The sequence below is a fragment of the Glaciecola sp. 1036 genome, assembly GCF_050306235.1.
Lineage (GTDB): Bacteria > Pseudomonadota > Gammaproteobacteria > Enterobacterales > Alteromonadaceae > Glaciecola.
In genome coordinates, this window is the sequence record NZ_JBLWFH010000005.1 from 93,527 (window position 1) to 109,909 (window position 16,383).

The 16,383-nt window shown below is 40.8% G+C and carries 14 protein-coding genes; 8 read left to right on the forward strand and 6 right to left on the reverse strand.

Going from position 1 to position 16,383, the window contains the following annotated elements:
- Positions 1-59: 59 nt before the first annotated feature.
- Positions 60-2,849 carry a TonB-dependent receptor gene (locus ACNKW3_RS09075; protein WP_427398977.1) on the reverse strand — a complete coding sequence of 930 codons (2,790 nt, stop codon included), beginning with the start codon at positions 2,847-2,849 and terminating at the stop codon, positions 60-62.
- A gap of 372 nt (positions 2,850-3,221) precedes the next feature.
- Here ACNKW3_RS09075 and ACNKW3_RS09080 point away from each other — a divergent pair, with 372 nt between their 5' ends.
- Entirely contained in the window at positions 3,222-6,590 is a 3,369-nt protein-coding gene (locus ACNKW3_RS09080) for a LamG-like jellyroll fold domain-containing protein (RefSeq protein WP_427398978.1), read from the forward strand.
- A gap of 93 nt (positions 6,591-6,683) precedes the next feature.
- On the forward strand, positions 6,684-7,646 hold the full coding sequence (locus ACNKW3_RS09085) for a glycoside hydrolase family 43 protein (protein ID WP_427398979.1): 963 nt from the start codon (positions 6,684-6,686) through the stop codon (positions 7,644-7,646).
- Positions 7,647-7,693: 47 nt separating this feature from the next.
- On the opposite strand, the gene ACNKW3_RS09090 is transcribed toward ACNKW3_RS09085, so the two are convergent.
- Positions 7,694-7,945, reverse strand: coding sequence for a YdcH family protein (locus tag ACNKW3_RS09090; protein ID WP_427398980.1), 252 nt, complete (start codon positions 7,943-7,945; stop codon positions 7,694-7,696).
- Between the two features lie 161 nt (positions 7,946-8,106).
- On the opposite strand from ACNKW3_RS09090, the gene ACNKW3_RS09095 reads away from it, so the two are divergent.
- A complete protein-coding gene (locus ACNKW3_RS09095) occupies positions 8,107-9,237 on the forward strand; it encodes a DNA alkylation repair protein (RefSeq protein ID WP_427398981.1) in 1,131 nt (376 codons plus the stop codon).
- Positions 9,238-9,243: 6 nt separating this feature from the next.
- Positions 9,244-10,572 carry a DUF2252 family protein gene (locus ACNKW3_RS09100; protein ID WP_427399155.1) on the forward strand — a complete coding sequence of 443 codons (1,329 nt, stop codon included), beginning with the start codon at positions 9,244-9,246 and terminating at the stop codon, positions 10,570-10,572.
- A 15-nt stretch (positions 10,573-10,587) separates the two neighbouring features.
- On the opposite strand, the gene ggt is transcribed toward ACNKW3_RS09100, so the two are convergent.
- The 4 genes from ggt to ACNKW3_RS09120 all read right to left on the reverse strand — a co-directional run bounded on the left by ggt (position 10,588) and on the right by ACNKW3_RS09120 (position 14,764).
- On the reverse strand, positions 10,588-12,306 hold the full coding sequence (ggt, locus tag ACNKW3_RS09105; RefSeq protein WP_427398982.1) for a gamma-glutamyltransferase: 1,719 nt from the start codon (positions 12,304-12,306) through the stop codon (positions 10,588-10,590).
- A gap of 92 nt (positions 12,307-12,398) precedes the next feature.
- Positions 12,399-13,001: a response regulator transcription factor gene (locus tag ACNKW3_RS09110; protein ID WP_427398983.1), complete on the reverse strand. Its 603-nt coding sequence runs from the start codon at positions 12,999-13,001 to the stop codon at positions 12,399-12,401.
- Positions 12,998-14,116 carry a sensor histidine kinase gene (locus tag ACNKW3_RS09115; RefSeq protein ID WP_427398984.1) on the reverse strand — a complete coding sequence of 373 codons (1,119 nt, stop codon included), beginning with the start codon at positions 14,114-14,116 and terminating at the stop codon, positions 12,998-13,000. Before ACNKW3_RS09115 ends, ACNKW3_RS09110 begins: the two co-directional genes overlap by 4 nt.
- Positions 14,117-14,161: 45 nt before the next feature.
- Positions 14,162-14,764, reverse strand: a complete 603-nt coding sequence (locus ACNKW3_RS09120; protein ID WP_427398985.1) for a DUF7010 family protein — start codon at positions 14,762-14,764, stop codon at positions 14,162-14,164.
- Between the two features lie 278 nt (positions 14,765-15,042).
- On the opposite strand from ACNKW3_RS09120, the gene ACNKW3_RS09125 reads away from it, so the two are divergent.
- Genes ACNKW3_RS09125 through ACNKW3_RS09140 form a run of 4 tightly spaced genes read left to right on the forward strand, consistent with a single transcriptional unit; the run spans position 15,043 to position 16,383 of the window.
- A complete protein-coding gene (locus tag ACNKW3_RS09125) occupies positions 15,043-15,201 on the forward strand; it encodes a YqaE/Pmp3 family membrane protein (RefSeq protein ID WP_427398986.1) in 159 nt (52 codons plus the stop codon).
- Positions 15,202-15,259: 58 nt separating this feature from the next.
- Complete coding sequence (locus ACNKW3_RS09130; RefSeq protein ID WP_427398987.1) at positions 15,260-15,586, forward strand: DUF883 domain-containing protein; 327 nt, start codon at positions 15,260-15,262, stop codon at positions 15,584-15,586.
- Between the two features lie 24 nt (positions 15,587-15,610).
- The gene (locus ACNKW3_RS09135; protein ID WP_427398988.1) at positions 15,611-16,111 is read left to right on the forward strand and encodes a hypothetical protein; all 501 of its coding nucleotides are present in this window, start codon (positions 15,611-15,613) and stop codon (positions 16,109-16,111) included.
- Between the two features lie 20 nt (positions 16,112-16,131).
- The gene (locus ACNKW3_RS09140) at positions 16,132-16,383 is read left to right on the forward strand and encodes a hypothetical protein (RefSeq protein ID WP_427398989.1); all 252 of its coding nucleotides are present in this window, start codon (positions 16,132-16,134) and stop codon (positions 16,381-16,383) included.

Here is a 16,383-nt window from a genome sequence, read left to right on the forward strand (position 1 = left end):
ATTTAAAAAAAAGCCCGTTCATAACGGGCTTTTTACTAAAACATGATTAGAAATATCCTTTACATTCTATATCGAACACCTACAGCAAAGGTGCGGCTCACAAGAGCGCTGCCAAAATTGTGGGTGTTAGGATACTGATAATAGGACTGATATATCTCATCGGTGATATTAGTTGCATCAAATGTAAACATCAGATTTTCAGTTGCTTCATAGCTCAACTGAAAGTTCAAACTCTCTTCAGGGCGTCGATATACAGGTCGTGGGTTTGCAAAAAGCGCAGCTTCATAATTATTGATAAAATCATCTCGCCACACATATGAAAGACGCATATCAAAATTGTCTTTTTCATATATACCAACAATACTGTAAGAATTATCAGATACGCCAAACATGCTTCTTTCAAGTTCTGCCGACAAGAATATATCACCGTTAGCATCTACATCATATTCGCGAATAATTTGGTTAGAATCTAGCAATGTATAACTGGCCTGAACACCAATGCCATCTAAAATATCCGGCAGGCCATCAGGGAAATAAACTGCACCGAATTCCCACCCTTGTAACTTACCGTCGGAAGTATTTCCAGGTTGAGTTAATACATACTGAGTCGGTTGCTCATCTTCTGGACCTTGCAGAGTTGCAAGGCGGCGCTGGTCAAAAACAAAACCTTCTATGTCCCGTTGGAACCAAGCTGCATAAACTGAACTCTCAGGGGCAAAATACCATTCAAGGGATAGGTCAATATTCACTGATTCTACAGGCCCTAAATCGGGATTCCCTTGACCTGCAGTTTTGAGATCTAGACCGGTTAGATTCGAGCCATAGTTAATTGTCGGATTTAATGCTGCGAAATCTGGTCGGCGTACAGTTTCAGTGTATGCGATACGCGCCAATAAATCCTCGCTTAAGTGATATCTGACAACTAAACTTGGGAGCACAGAAGTACTTGAGCCTTCTCCTTCTGTACCATCAAAGAACATTTCTCTGTCAGCACTTTCTATCCGAACCCCCACTTGCCCATCTATTTTCTTGCCAGCAAGTGTGGTATTGAAGTCTGCCTCGAAATAAGCTTCCGTAGATACTTCTTCAATATCAAAATTTAAGGTTGGTGTTTGATCGGTAACATCGTCGTAGCCGTGTAACGCTCTGATTTCTTGCCGATTATTGGCAATGTACTCGGCATCTATTCCAGCCCAAGAAGAAGGAAAATATGCGTTTCCATCCATGAAATTTGTGTTTAAAAATACAAAATCAGCAGCGAAATCCGAAAGTGGAGCTCCAATATTTCCGCCCGGACCTAAATAATCATAGTCTTGAGCAGTTCTTTTGTCATATCGAAAGCCATACGCAATTTTTTCGAAAATTCCAAATTCTACATATTGCTCTGCGTCTATGGTAAAAGTCAGCGCATCCCCTTCACCTAGATAGTTATTATCGTATAAGCTGTTGGTTAGCCAATTCGACGGATTTGTTATATCTGATTCATCGATTCCTGCTGTTGCAGGATTGTCTAGAATTTCCAATGAAGGCAGTCCATCTCCTGCATTGAAATCAAAATTTAGAATACCTTGTAATGAAGCCGGTGTGCCTCGCATTGCGAAAAACCAATTAGAATATTCGCTAGTTTGATATACGACTTCAGATTCGACACGTAAATTATCGGTAAAATCCCATCTACCCCCTAAAGCATACAGATAACCATCCGTTTTACCTGTAAAAAAGTCTGAGCTTGAGAAATTATTTCCAATATTTTGAGAATCAAGGGCTGACCCCGCTTTTACAATATTCGTCCCTTCAAACAAATATAAGGGGGTATCAGGAGGCAATAAATAACCATATTCTACGTTTTTAAACAGCATTGTAGTTTTATTATCTGTTCTAAAACCGTTATAAAACGCTTCAAACAGATATTCCGACCAATCATTTGGCGCCCATTGAAAAGACACACTTGTTGCAGGTCTTTTTCGGTCACCATACGTGTCTATTCCAAATATTGCGTCTCTAGATAGGTAGTACTCAGCGTTTTCACCATTGATATCTAGGGTAGCGCCTGCATCAAAAGACAAACCCTCTTCTAAACCCGCGGTCCAGAAATCCCCTGGAACACGTCTTAACATTCGATATGTTTCGGGTGGATTTTTTGTAAAATAGGGTAACATTGCACCTGCTGTTAAGGATTGGTCTCTAAACCTAGTTCTAGCATAAGCGACGTTCAATAGGGCGCCGAATTCACCAAGGTCTGTGTCCCATCTCGTGCTCACTAGGAAGCTGACATTGGGATCAATATCGCCTTGTTGTTCTTGCTCGATTCCGCGGGCAGCAAACACCATTGTAGTATCGTCAAAATTAAAGGGGCGCTGAGTGGAAACGTCTATTTGGCCCGCCAATCCACTACCAAGTTGTGATGCTGAACGCGTTTTATACACACTGGCACTTTCAAGTAAAGCTGCAGGGATATCAGCTAAGGCAATAGACCTGCCTACCGAGGTAAAAATGTTTCTTCCGTTTACTGTAGTTGTAACATCAGTTAAACCACGAATACTGACTGTACTGACTTCACCGCCCGTTCTATCGGTTACTTGGACGCCAGAAACCCGTTGCAAGGCCTCTACGACATTGTTATCAGGAAACTTACCTATGTCCTCAGCAACAATTGCATCAACTATTTGAATATTCTGGCGTTTAATATTAATTGCTTTGTTTAAACTAGCACGAATGCCTGTGACCTCAATAACTTCAACATTATCGTCGTTTTCTGAGATTGAAGTGTCAGTCTCTTCCTGAGCTTGCAGTAGGCTACTGCTCAAGGCAATTATTACTGCAGTTGCTAGTTGCTTCTTCTTAAACATTCGGTAAACCTCCATTACTGGGAACAATTTTAGCTTCAGCCAGTAACCGTTGTGTGTTGTGTTAACTATTCAATTTGTAAGATTGTTATTTTTCATAACTGAACGATGAAATATCGCTAAATATTATTGTATGATTTAATCGGTGTCAACAGCCTGTGTTAAAACTATTAACAATTATTTACATTTGTCTCGATTGTAGCGGTGAAAATAATAAAACGTAATGGCATAATGAATTAAATAATTATAAAAAACAGATAGATATAAAATTTTAATCGAATTAACATTACAATAGTGTTAACAACAGATTTACATAGTATATACTCGATGTTATATTAAATTAGTCATACAATATTACTTTGATGAGGTTTAACCATGAGATGGAACAAAGTGTTGTTATCCGCAGGAGTAGCTGCTGTGTTATTTGGCTGCGGAGACGGAACACAACAAGAAGTTGGAGGTGCGGTTCAAGCGCCTGAAAATACGCCACCGGTAATTGTACCCGATCCCACTTTCCCAACCGATGTCACTTTTACGGAAGTTGGCGTACACGACCCTTCAGTGATTCGCTTGGACGACGGCACTTTCTATATATTTGGCTCTCATATGGCCTTCGCCAGTTCCACTGATCTTTTTAACTGGACACAATTAAACCCTAGTGCAGCAAGTAACGAAGAAGCTGCTGCAAACACGCCTTTATTTAATACTTATGAAACACAAGCTGCTGAAGGTATTTCTTGGGTGGGTGGCCATATTGGGTCTTGGGCGTCCGATGTTATCCAACTCGCTGATGGTAAATACTATTTCTATTATAATCATTGCGCTTTGCCCTCAACAGGGAATTGTGTCTCTCGTTCTTATTTGGGCGTTGCTGTATCTGATGATATAGAAGGGCCTTATGAAAATCTGGGATTGATATTAACAACTGGACACGAAGGTGCTGAGAATCCCGGAATTAACGGAGAAGACTACGATGGTAATGTGCATCCTAATGCAATAGATCCTGATGTCTTTTTCGATAAAGAAGGGCGTTTATGGATGGTATATGGTTCATATTCTGGCGGTATATGGATTATGGAGCTTGACCCTGATACGGGTATGGCATTACCGGAACAAGGTTATGGCACTAAGCTTATGGGCGGCTTCTACAGCGCTATAGAAGGGCCATTCATGTTGTATAGTCCTGAGACGGATTATTACTACTTATTTACTTCTTTTGGTGGGTTTGCTGCCGCAGATGGTTATAACATGAGAATTTCGCGTTCTCGAAATCCTGACGGGCCTTTTTTAGATAGCCAAGGTCAAGATATGATCGGAGCTTCCGGTGCTTGGTCAGCCATAGAACCTTATGGTAACAAAATAATGGGCGGGTTCATGTATGACGTAAACCCTGGGGAGTCGGGTTCAGATAATGGATATATGGCACCTGGGCACAATTCTGCCTATTATGACGAATCTACCGGTCAATATTTCAATATTTTTCATACTCGTTTCCCCAATAGTGGAGAGATTCACAACGTGCGAGTTCATGAAATGTTTATGAATCAAGATGATTGGTTGGTAGTCGCGCCACATCGCTACGTGCCAATTGAGGGTGAGAACATAGTCGATGAAGCTGATTTGTTCGGCACATTTAAATTAATAAACCACGGCAGTGATATTAATCGTGAAGCTGCACTTTCAGGTTATATTACACTTGAAGATTACAACGAGATTTCAGGGGAGTATACGGGGTTATGGTATTACGAAGCAGATAACATTGTACGTTTATACATCGATGGATTGGGTGATTTTAGAGGCGTAGCTTCTTGGCAATATAATGAAAATGCGCAAGCTTTTGTGCCCACCTTTAGTGCCATCGATGAGGAAGGTGTAGCTATTTGGGGCAGTAAATTACTGATTGACGACGATACAGTAGCGCTAACAAATACATTAGATGCTATGACATTTCCTGAAATGACGACTTTTAATTTGTCACTCCCAGCCATAGGGGCTAACGGTGCTGAAATTACTTGGACTAGTAGCCATCCCGATTACCTAGAAGTGACTGGGGTACCAGAGCAACCCAATGCGAGTTATTTGGGGGTAGTAACGCGACCTAACGTGGGCAGTGGTGATGCTGAAGTATCAATTACCGCCACGGCAACACTTAACGGTGTTTCACAATCCAGAACCTATACAATAGGTATTCCTGCAAGAGTAGCCTACAACAGAGTTGCCCATTATAGCTTCGAAGGCGAATTAAACGATGAGCTATCAAACTATGCTGCAGCAACTCAAACAGGTGATAGACCAGATAATACTGGTACAGTTTCCTATGCGGTTGGTCAAAATGGTCAAGCTGTGATGTTAGATGGCACTAACGGCGTAAGATTACCCGATGGCATCATAAATTCTTATGATTACACCGTTTCTATGTGGTTAAATGCAGATGCTTTAAACACCTTTACCACAGCATTTTTTGGAGACGCAGGTGCTGACGGTTGGATGAGCTTGGTACCGCAAAGTTGGGACGGCAACATAATGCTTTGGAGTAATTCAGCTTTAAAAGGTTCGAATCCGTGGTTTGATGGCATAACGGGTGTTCCAATGATGTTAGATACATGGACTCACGTAGCATTTTCGGTTAATAAAGGGGTTGTTAAGATCTACATCGATGGTGTTCAGACAACTGAAACCGGCGGTTTGCCTGATATGTTTACGGGTAAAGAGGCAGTATTTACCCTTGGCGTGAACCCGTTCGATATTCCGTTTATCGGCATGATCGATGAGCTAAAATTCTATGATACTGCATTAACCGAAGGCGAAATTCGAAATCTAGATGTTACGCCATTAACCGATCAAGAGTTACTTGCTTCTGCTGCCGATATTTTGGATTTAGGCGACCTCTCAGCGGTAGTGTCTAACTTGCCAATGTCTCCGTCTGGTCCTTACGCTTCGGCTATTGAGTGGACATCATCAAACCCAGCAGTAGTTAGTACTAAAGGCGTTGTGACACGCCCTGCAAACGGCGAAAATGACGCTTTGGTAACCTTAACTGCCAATATTTCATTGAATGGTTCAACGACTACTAAGACCTTTGAAGCAACAGTTAGAGCCTTAGGCTTACCAGACCCAGTGGTTCATTATAGTTTCGATAATGATGACTTAACTGAAACCTCAGGTATGTATGATGCTGGTGTAGTCACTGGCGCCAATTTAGGTGCGGCGACCGAAGAATCTGCGTTTAGTGAGGGTGTAGTGGGCCGAGCATTAGATATGTCGGGCAATTATGGCATTCAATTACCCGATAACCTGATTGGCGATAACACCTATGCTATATCGGTTTGGTTTAATGCCAATGCACTTACCAGCTACACACCTGTATTCTTCGGTTATGAAAATGGAGATAGTTGGATCAGCATGATCCCTGGCGGTCACCAGGCTTCTCCTAACGCTATGGTTTGGTCAGGTACGGCTTGGTATGACGCCTTCACCGACCAGCAACTGGAAACAGGGACTTGGTATCATATGGTAATGGTAAACAACCAAGGGGCTATGACGATTTACTTAAATGGACAAATAGCGTTTGAAGGCGCTGGCTTCCCTGATGTGTTTAGTCCAGCACCATTAACTTCCTTTACCTTAGGGGCAAACTTCTGGGATGCTGCATTTAACGGCATGATCGATGAAGTTTATGTTTTCGATGACACATTAAATCAAACGGATGTGACGCAGATTTATGAGTCTCAACGTCCTGAATAAGGTTAATTTAAGTTAAATTATGCCGGCATCTAAAAGGTGCCGGTTTTTTCATTTTTACCCATTTTTAAATTAAGTATTAGCATAGGAAACATTATGCGAGTAAGAAGTTTATTTCCAATTTTAGCAACAGTAATTGCGACAGCGTCTTGGGCTAATAATCCTATTATAACGGACGTATTCACCGCAGACCCAGCAGCGCTTGTGCATGAAGATAGGGTTTATTTGTATACAGGACATGATGAAGCACCTAATAATAATGTATTTTTTGAAATGCATGATTGGCTGGCGTTCAGTTCTACTGACATGGTGAACTGGACAGCTCATGGCCCTATAATGAAAGCGATTGATTTTAAATGGGCAAAAGGTGATGCGTGGGCGTCACATATGGTAGAAAAAGACGGTAAATTTTATTTTTATACTACCGTTAGGCACAAAGATGATAAACCCGGCTTTGCCATTGGTGTGGCCACTTCAGATTCACCAACAGGGCCATTCAAAGATGCCATAGGCAAAGCCTTAGTCACCGATGACATGACTAAACAGACGCCCAATGACTGGGATGATATAGATCCAGCAATCTTCATTGAAGAAAATGGCGACACCTACATGTTCTTTGGTAACTTGATGCCCAAATTCGTCAAGTTGAAAGATAATATGCTTGAACTAGATGGTGAAATCAAAACACTTGATTTACCAAGATTTACCGAAGCGGCTTGGGTGCATAAAAAGGGGGATAATTATTATCTTAGCTATGCTTGTGAATTCCCAGAAAAAATTTGTTATGCAATGAGTAAAAGTATTCATGGCCCTTGGGAATTCAAAGGTATTTTGAATGAAATAGCGGGCAATACTGAAACTAATCACCAATCCATAATCGAGTTTAAAGGACAAGATTATTTTATTTACCATACCGGAGCAATACCACCGAAAGAAGGTCAAGAAAGCGGCGGAAGATTTCGACGTTCGGTGGCTATTGACCATCTTTATTATAACGATGACGGGACTTTGAAACGAGTCATTATGACCACGGAAGGTATCCAAAAACCAGTGGAGTAGCTCAGGAATGGGCGTCAACTTTTACTGTTTTGACGCCCCTAAATGATTTACTGTAAGGCTTCTTCTTTTTTCACCATTGCAAATAACTTATCTTTTAACTGCACACGTAATAATTTCTGCTGTTCCAAATATTCATCCGAAGATGGATGGTCACCAGATTCAATATTGTATATCTCGTTATCTATTTCTGTGTATTCATCTAGCGTGCGCGCAAAATGTGCATCGTTCATTTTTAAATGACGAATAGTGTGATGATGTTCTGGAAATTCTTTTAGTAAACCATGTTTTTCAAGTGACATGCGTTTTTCCTTTATGTGTTAATTGTTGAAATCTTTAGTAACAGTATGGCACTACCAGTTAGCTTGTTTTTGATCTTGATCAGAATACTATATTGATACTAAATTTTTGTGCGTATGAACGCATAAATGTTTAATAATTAATTAGTAGGTGGGTGAACTAGATGCCAGAAGCGTTTAAAGAAAAATTTTCGATCTCCTTGATTCGAACAATTGCGGATGGCATTGCTGCGCAAGCCAAAGGGTTTAACGCAGCGGCTTTTGTAGGTACAGCTTCAGAAAATCTTTCGAATTTAGAACTCAAGCAACGTTCTACTCAAATTACGCTAGCATTGGACCAACATTTACAAGGCGATTTTAGCGAGCTTTGTGATCATCTGGTAGCTACGCTTACCCCTATGCAATCTCATGATGACTTAATGCCCGATCAAGCACAGAGTATTGATGGTTGGGCGATTATGCCTATGGCAGATTTTATCACTTTACGTGGATTACGTCAGCCAAGTATAGATAAAGCCTTGTGGGCTCTGCAGCAAATGACCAAGCGGTTTACAGCAGAATTTGCCATTCGCCCTTTCTTACTTGAAAGGACATCCGAAACGCTAGAAAAGTTACAACAGTGGGTTGTAGATCCAAGTCATCATGTCAGAAGACTCGTCAGCGAAGGGACTCGTCCACGGTTGCCTTGGGGCATTCAGTTAACTGACTTTGTACGAGAACCCGGTCCAGTATTAAGTCTGCTTTCCCAGTTAAAGGACGATAACTCAGAATATGTGCGTAGGTCAGTTGCCAATAACCTTAATGATATAGGTAAAGATCACCCCGAACGTTTGATTGAAACCGCTAGGCTTTGGAATAAGAAGACTACCCCTTTTCGTCAGAAATTAGTCCGCCATGCTTGCCGAACGCTGTTAAAAAAAGGCAATCCAGAGGTACTTGATATTTTTGGATATGCCCCACCTCAGTTGAAAAATGTCAGTATTACACTGTCTAAAAAGAAAGTCTGTCAGGGCGATGACTTACTAATTACGTTAAAAGCAGATTCGAGAATTGATCAAGAACAATCATTGATGATCGATTATCGGGTATACCATAAAAAAGCCAATGGACAGCTATCGCCCAAGGTGTTCAAGTGGAAAATTTTGAATTTGGCAGCGAATGGGAAGTTATCAGCCAGCAAAAAGCATAGCTTTAAACCTGTTACTACAAGAAAATACTATGCTGGTGAACATAAAATAGCAGTGTTAATAAATGGCGTTGAATATTCGGCCAATACTTTTTATCTTGAGGAGTAAAATGTGATGACTAGAAGACGCTTGATTGACAACGAATTAGGCAGAATTGATGGCTGCTTTCCGGGAAGCCAATTTCCTAAACACCAAAAAATGTGTACTAGTCCCTTTGTTTTTTATCGAGGTTCATCCCAACTCTTTTATGCTGATTTAGCCTCGGGGCATTTATCTTTGCCTAGTGTACAAAATATTCCGTTAACCACAATTATGGGCGACTGTCATACCTCAAATTTTGGCTTTTTCACTGAAGAAGGCTCCCATGCAGAACGCATCGTGTTTTCCATCAATGATTTTGATGATGCTTGTATAGGGCATGGCGTATGGGACCTCATCAGGTTACTTGTTAGTTTGCCGTTAGTAGCCGACCATTGTGATGGCGTGGTTAAAGGTATTTATAGTTCTGAAAAAGACTATTCAAACAAGCTTGTTGTGAACGAACAAAATGTGCTTAACGCCATGGAAACATTACTCGATAGTTATTTATTAGTACTGCAACAAGGATTGGCTCGAAAATCCAATGAAGAGAATTTTTTGGATTTAACCTTTGAAGACTTTGCAACGCCTTCACCTTTGCAAAAACGTTATCAAAAAGCCGCTAGATTAATTTTAGGTGGTGATAAGTTTTTACAAAAAAGTGCGCTGGCTAAAGCGGTTGATTTGACCCAGTTTCCCCTTACTTTTCGAGATAGACCGACAAAATTTAAAGGCCTTACAAAAGATAAAGAGACCAGCTTACGACATGCATTAGCTCCTTATTTTTTCCAAGACATTTTAGACATAGTGGCGAGAGTTGGCTCAGGTACTGGTTCTGTCAATATGGATAGATACTATGCACTTATTGGACCTAAAAACATACACCACATGTCTCAGATTGGACTCTGTCATGTAGTAGAGGTAAAGCAACAAAGGGTGGCGGCACCTATTTATTACTTTCCTGATATTCACCATCAAAATCAACTAAATCCTGCACACTTAACGGTTAAATGTCAGAGACGGATTCAGCGTCGAACGGATTATGTATTAGATGAAGCATTTTTTGATCAGGAACACTGGTTGGTGCGTTCAAGACATCACGCAAAAGTTGGAATTGACCCAGAACATATTGGTATTGGTGAAGTGAATCGACACCAAGGTGGATTAGCTTTTTACGCCAGTGCCTGCGCTCAAGAGCTGGCCAGAGCCCATTGTCGAGGCGATAGGTTTTCCCTAGATTATGAAAAATCTATGGCAAAATATATTGAAGATCACAAAGTCGCCTTGCTTGATAGTGCCCAATCTTATGCTCAACAAGTGATAAAAGATTGGCAATATCTATGCGAAAGAGAGGGCTGTAGTTAATCAGCCCTCAAATGCTTAGTGCAAATTAAACATCTTGCCAAACCAGTCGGTACGCATCACTCTAGCTTCACCTCTACCATTCGATTCAGATGCTGCTTGTAAGTCACCATCGCGCACGATAATTACATGAAGATCGCCAAATCGACTTTGTCGGGTGGTATAACCCATAGCTTCTAGCTCAGCTAAAACGTCTTTTGCAAAGCCACTATGATAGCGAATTTCGTTTTTGGGCAATAATTGATGATGGAATCGTGGCGAATCTACCACTTTTTGGACGGGTAAATTAAATTCTAATGCATTTAAAATACTTTGATAAACAGACGTCAGTATTGTTGTACCACCTGGAGAGCCAGTAACCATTTTTATTTTATTGCCTTCCAATACTATTGTTGGCGTCATTGAACTTAACATTCTCTTATGTGGCTGTATTTCGTTGGCCACACCACCAATAGCACCAAAGAAGTTTGGAACACCGGGTTTGGCACTAAAATCGTCCATTTCGTCATTCAATAGGAAACCTGCACCATCGACAACCATGCCGCTACCAAAGCCTAAATTAATGGTAGTTGTGTTAGACACAGCATTACCAAATTTATCGACAATTGAAAAATGCGTTGTATCTTCACTTTCTGGTAATCCTGGCTTAACCTCTTCGGTAACCGATATGGAATCTAATGAAACTTCTTCGGCCCGCTGAGCTAAATAGTCATCAGTTAATAATGCAGCACTTGGCACGGTGTAAAAATCAGGATCGCCCAAATACTCACCTCTATCGGCAAATACGCGTTTACCAATCTCAGACAACACGTGGGTATAAAGTAAATCGTTATGCTTGAACTCAATACCTTTGTCTTTAACTAAGTCATACATTTGTAACCACTGATTAATCGCTATGCCACCAGAAGAGGGGGGTGCGGCGCTGACTAGGGTATATCCACGCCAAGTTGACTTAATAGGTTCACGCCATTTTGCTTCGTAGCCGGCTAGATCTGCTTCGGTAATTAATCCATCATGTTCAAGCATAAACTGGCTAATTAAACGGGCAGTTTCTCCTTTGTAGAAACCATCGCGGCCAGCGTTTTGAATGCGTTTAAGTGTTTCAGCTAAAGCAGGCTGTTTAAATACTTTGTTCGCTTGGGCATGAGCAAAATATTTGGCAAAATTGACCTCAATGTTGTTTTGCTTTAAACGGCTTATGTAGCCAATGATATGCGCCTCAAGTTTATCAGGTACCACAAAGCCTTCTTCTGCAAGCTTGATGGCTGGAGCGACTAGATCTTCCCAAGGCAGAGAGCCATATTTTTCGTGCGCCGCCCACATACCAGCGACAGTGCCTGGAACACCAGAAGCTAAGGCACCAAAAATCGATTTATAAGGGTCAACTTCACCATTTTCGTTGATGTACATATCGGTAAATGCTGCTGCTGGCGCCTGTTCACGATAATCTAAGAAATCGCTCTTTCCTTCATAGTGCACTACCATAAATCCGCCGCCACCAATGTTGCCAGCTTCTGGAAAAGTAACTGCAAGACTAAATTGTGCAGCAATGGCTGCATCTATGGCATTTCCGCCTTTATCTAATATCTGTTCGGCTACATCTGCTGCAAACTTATCCGGCATAGCAACTGCCTGTTGTTGCTTTTTAATCGGGTTTTTAAGTGGCGATTGAGGGTGATGAGAACATCCAACTACAAATAGAATGAGAAACAGTGCGATAAAAGATTGTAATGACATGCTGTGCAACTTATAAATATTTTGGCATTACAGTAGCAGTGGGCGCTTAAAGGTTCAACATTTACAGACCATTTGCCCATATAAATCTTGTGCTATAACCAGCCTTTTTGTTTGGCAATTCGATAAGCATCTATGCGATTAGTTGCGTTTAGTTTCGCAATAGCATCGGATAAGTAGTTGCGGACGGTGCCTTCAGATAAAAACAGTTTTTGTGAAATCTCCTGTGTTTTTACGCCCTGACCGGCTAATTCGAGCGCTCGCCCTTCTTTGGTAGATAATGGATTTTTGTCTTCAAGTGCCATCATGGCAAGTTCAGGATCGACCACTTTTTTACCAGAAATTACTTTTTTTATACTGGCAATTAGATAGTCGCTATTTGCTTCTTTTAAAATGAAACCAGAAACGCCGAGTTTTAGGGAGCGGCTAATATACCCTGGTTTTGCAAAAGTGGTCATTATAATCACCTTGGTGTCATAGCTTGATAGCACTTGCTCAGCTAATGCAATGCCTGATACATGGGGCATTTCAATATCGGTTAAGATAATATCGGGGCAGGTATTTTGTTCTAACCAGTCAATGGCTTCTTGCCCATTTGAACATTTCCCAATCACTGTCAGATCATCTTCCAAAGATAATAGGGTAGCTATTGCATCTCTCACCAGCACCTGATCTTCAACCACCAAAATCTTCGTCATGCTTTAACCTCCAGATTATTTTTTGTATCTAGTTGCAAACATAAGTACATCCCGTTGTTTACCTCGATAGATAGTTCACCGCCCAACAATTGCGCCCGTTCTTGCATGCCTTTAATGCCATTGCCAGCTATGAAGTCATCTAATTTTCCGTTGTCTTTGATTCCAAGTCGCAAGCCTTGATTTTCGCGATTCAATTGAACCCAAACTTGATCTCCGTCGCTATGACGCAAGATATTAGTTACCGCTTCTTTTAAAAAAAGTGCTAGGTTAGTTTCTTCATATGGGGTTAATTGAGAAATTATCTCAGACGCTATATCAACGGTAGTGCTAAAGCCTTTCTCCTTTAATAATTGAACAGCTTTATCGATTTCATTTTCTAAACTGAGGCGTTTCATATCAGAAACCGCTTGTCGAATTTCGCTTAATAAACTTTGAGAAAGTTGCACTAAATCTTTGAGTTCCGCTTTAACATCGTCGTATCTTTGCTTTTCCAGCATTTTATTGGCCACTTGTGCTTTTAACGATATACCACTCAGCGCATGCCCAGCCAAATCATGTAAATCTCGACCTATTCGCTCCCTTTCGGCTACTGTACTTAAGCGCGCCATTGCCTCTTGAGTTTGAGCGTCTTTTTGTCTGTGAATAGTTTCATTGCGTTCCATAAAGCCGAAACCGAACATCACTAGTACATTAATTGCCGCTACACCTACGAAATAAACCTGCGTTTGAAGGTTGGAGAAGTACAGCATCACTAACCAAGCAAGAATTGCTAAATTTATCGGTATAGCAATAGATGGCTTGTAGTAATAACCGCTAATAAAACTCGCAAAGGCAAATAAAAAAGCACCGCCTAAATTGAACCAACTGGCAATACAAATAAGACAAAATAATGGTACTAGACCGTATTTTAGCTTGTTAAAACTTAGATGAATGCAAATCAAATAACCAACAATAAAACCTGAATAAAATACCAAAGCGAGAATAATGTCATTGACCTCCACCTTTGGCATAAAAAACAGGGGTACAAAATAAAACAGAGAAAATATCAGCGATGAATAGGACCACTTTTTCTTTACTCCTTTACCCAAAAGAGGGGGGTGAAAGTTAGTTGTCATTGTCATCGCTTGCTAATACTCCCAAGTTTTTAAGCTAGAAATGGATTAATTTGTCTGCTCTAGCATATTGTTTTGATGCTGATTACTGGCATTGTGCTCGCGTCTTACTTTGCGATAACGCCTTTCTAGGGCAACTAAACTAACAATATAAATTAAAACAATTACCAGAGAAATAGCTTCATATCTGTGCTCAGGAAATAAGAACCATGCGCCCAAAACCAATAGAGTTCTCGCTACAGTATGGAAATAACCAACCCAATGTTGAATTGCCCAAGATAACGGCATCCACATCAGCCCCGTTAAAATACCTACACTCAATGGAATGGTTGTGTGATCTATAGTCCCTACAGGGATAGCAATAGCAAATACCATAAGTGACATAATCATGCCGACATAAAAAAGACCGTCAAAGGATGTTTTAGCATTCCCTTTGTCAAAGAAACGTTCTCCAGTAATGTAGGACAAAGCGGCGCCTATATAAAAAATCGACCCTGTGCCTATATACAAGATCCAAACTTTCAAGAAATCACTGATAAAGGGAGATACTAATCCAATACCCGCCCAAACCAAAGTACCGGCGATAGGCATTGCGATAAAGCGTTTTTGTTTAAATATCTCTCTTTGTTGTTCCAAGGTTAATGTTTGCATATCTGAATGTCCAAGCTAATCAAGTGAGCTAAATTGTCCAGTTTTTCGATTTAAAAATGTATTCACAAAGATCAGTTTTTTCATATGACAAATGTCATGAATTATCTGCTTGGCTGGTGGTACCTCATTTTGTAAATTTTTCGATAGTGCATGTAGATTTCACAAGGATAAGGTATTTAATTCTTAATGATTATTAAATTAAGCCAATTAAATCAATTGGTTAATCATTGGCATGTTAGTTGTTTAATAAAAAGTACCAAACATTAAGGAGAACCAGCATGGATTTGATCAGAATTATTTTCGCCATCTTACTACCCCCTCTTGGCGTGTTCCTTCAAGTGGGATTAACCGGTCAATTTTGGCTAAATATTCTACTGACGATTTTGGGATATATCCCTGGAATCATTCACGCGATTTACATCATTGGTAAACGCTAAGTTCATGCTACCCATCCAGTAATTGATTTTAAATTGTTTTCTATAAAAGGAGAGAACCATGAGTGCTGCAACTGAAAAAAATGCAACTACAAACCCTAAAATTAAGCCAAAGGTAACGCAAAATGAGCATCCAGTATCTGACTCAGTACGCGAAACCTTACACAAGTCTGTTGATGCATTAGCTGAGAAAGCTGCCTACGCTGAAACTTCTATGCGCAATGGTGCCGCTCGCGGAAGCGAATCTATTGTCGAAGGGAAGGAACGTGCAACTAAGGCATGGAAAGAATCAGCTATTAAACGCTACGCAACAGAAAATCCAGTAGCAACCGCGGGTATCGCATTTGCTCTAGGTGCTATGGCAGCTTCGCTGATTCGTCGTAAATAATTTGTCCACGTCAAGGTATTAGAAATGACCAGCGACGAGCGTAAAAAAGTAACGCAGCAAACGGCCGCAGACGCGGCCTTTGCTTCTGCTGATGAAAACCCAGAAAATTCTCGTTCTAAAGTAGATCCGTCTTCCGCAAACGTAAACAGCGCAGATACCTTGGGCTTAATCGACGTGATAGACAGCATTGTGGAAGTGTTTGACGCAAAACTCAATCAGTTGGATAAATTCCGCGGATTAGTGGCTCGTGAGAGTCGACTGGCGTTTAATTCATTCATTGCGACCTTGAGCTTGTTAATGGGCGCATTGATAGCAGGCATTATGGGATGGTTTTTAATTAACGCGTTGGCAGTTTCGTTAATTGCCTTATACATTTCCCATCCGTGGGCAATCTCTATTGTTTTACTTATAAACGTCACCTTGTGCTACTGGTTTGTGCGCAAAGCAAAACAGTATTTTGCGTTGTGTAAAATGCGAGAGTCTCGCCGACTCTTATCTGGCCAATCTGCTAGTGAAACTCAATAATCAAATTTGGAGGTGTAGCCATGTTTTCGAAAGTCAAACAACAGAAAAAAGCAGTCCATCAAGATTCACTGGAATACGCCAAATCAGCAGTCGCGTATAAAGCTAAGCTAGCGGATGCAAAACAAAAAACCAAAGACTATATTGTTTCGCCGCGAGGACTTCTACTTGCGTTTGGTTTAGGTGCAGCCAAGCAGCTTACTTCACCAGATTCTCGCAAAAAAGCACGGCACAGGCTTGTGCGGCGTTTAATCTTTCCCATTTTGCCCTTTTAA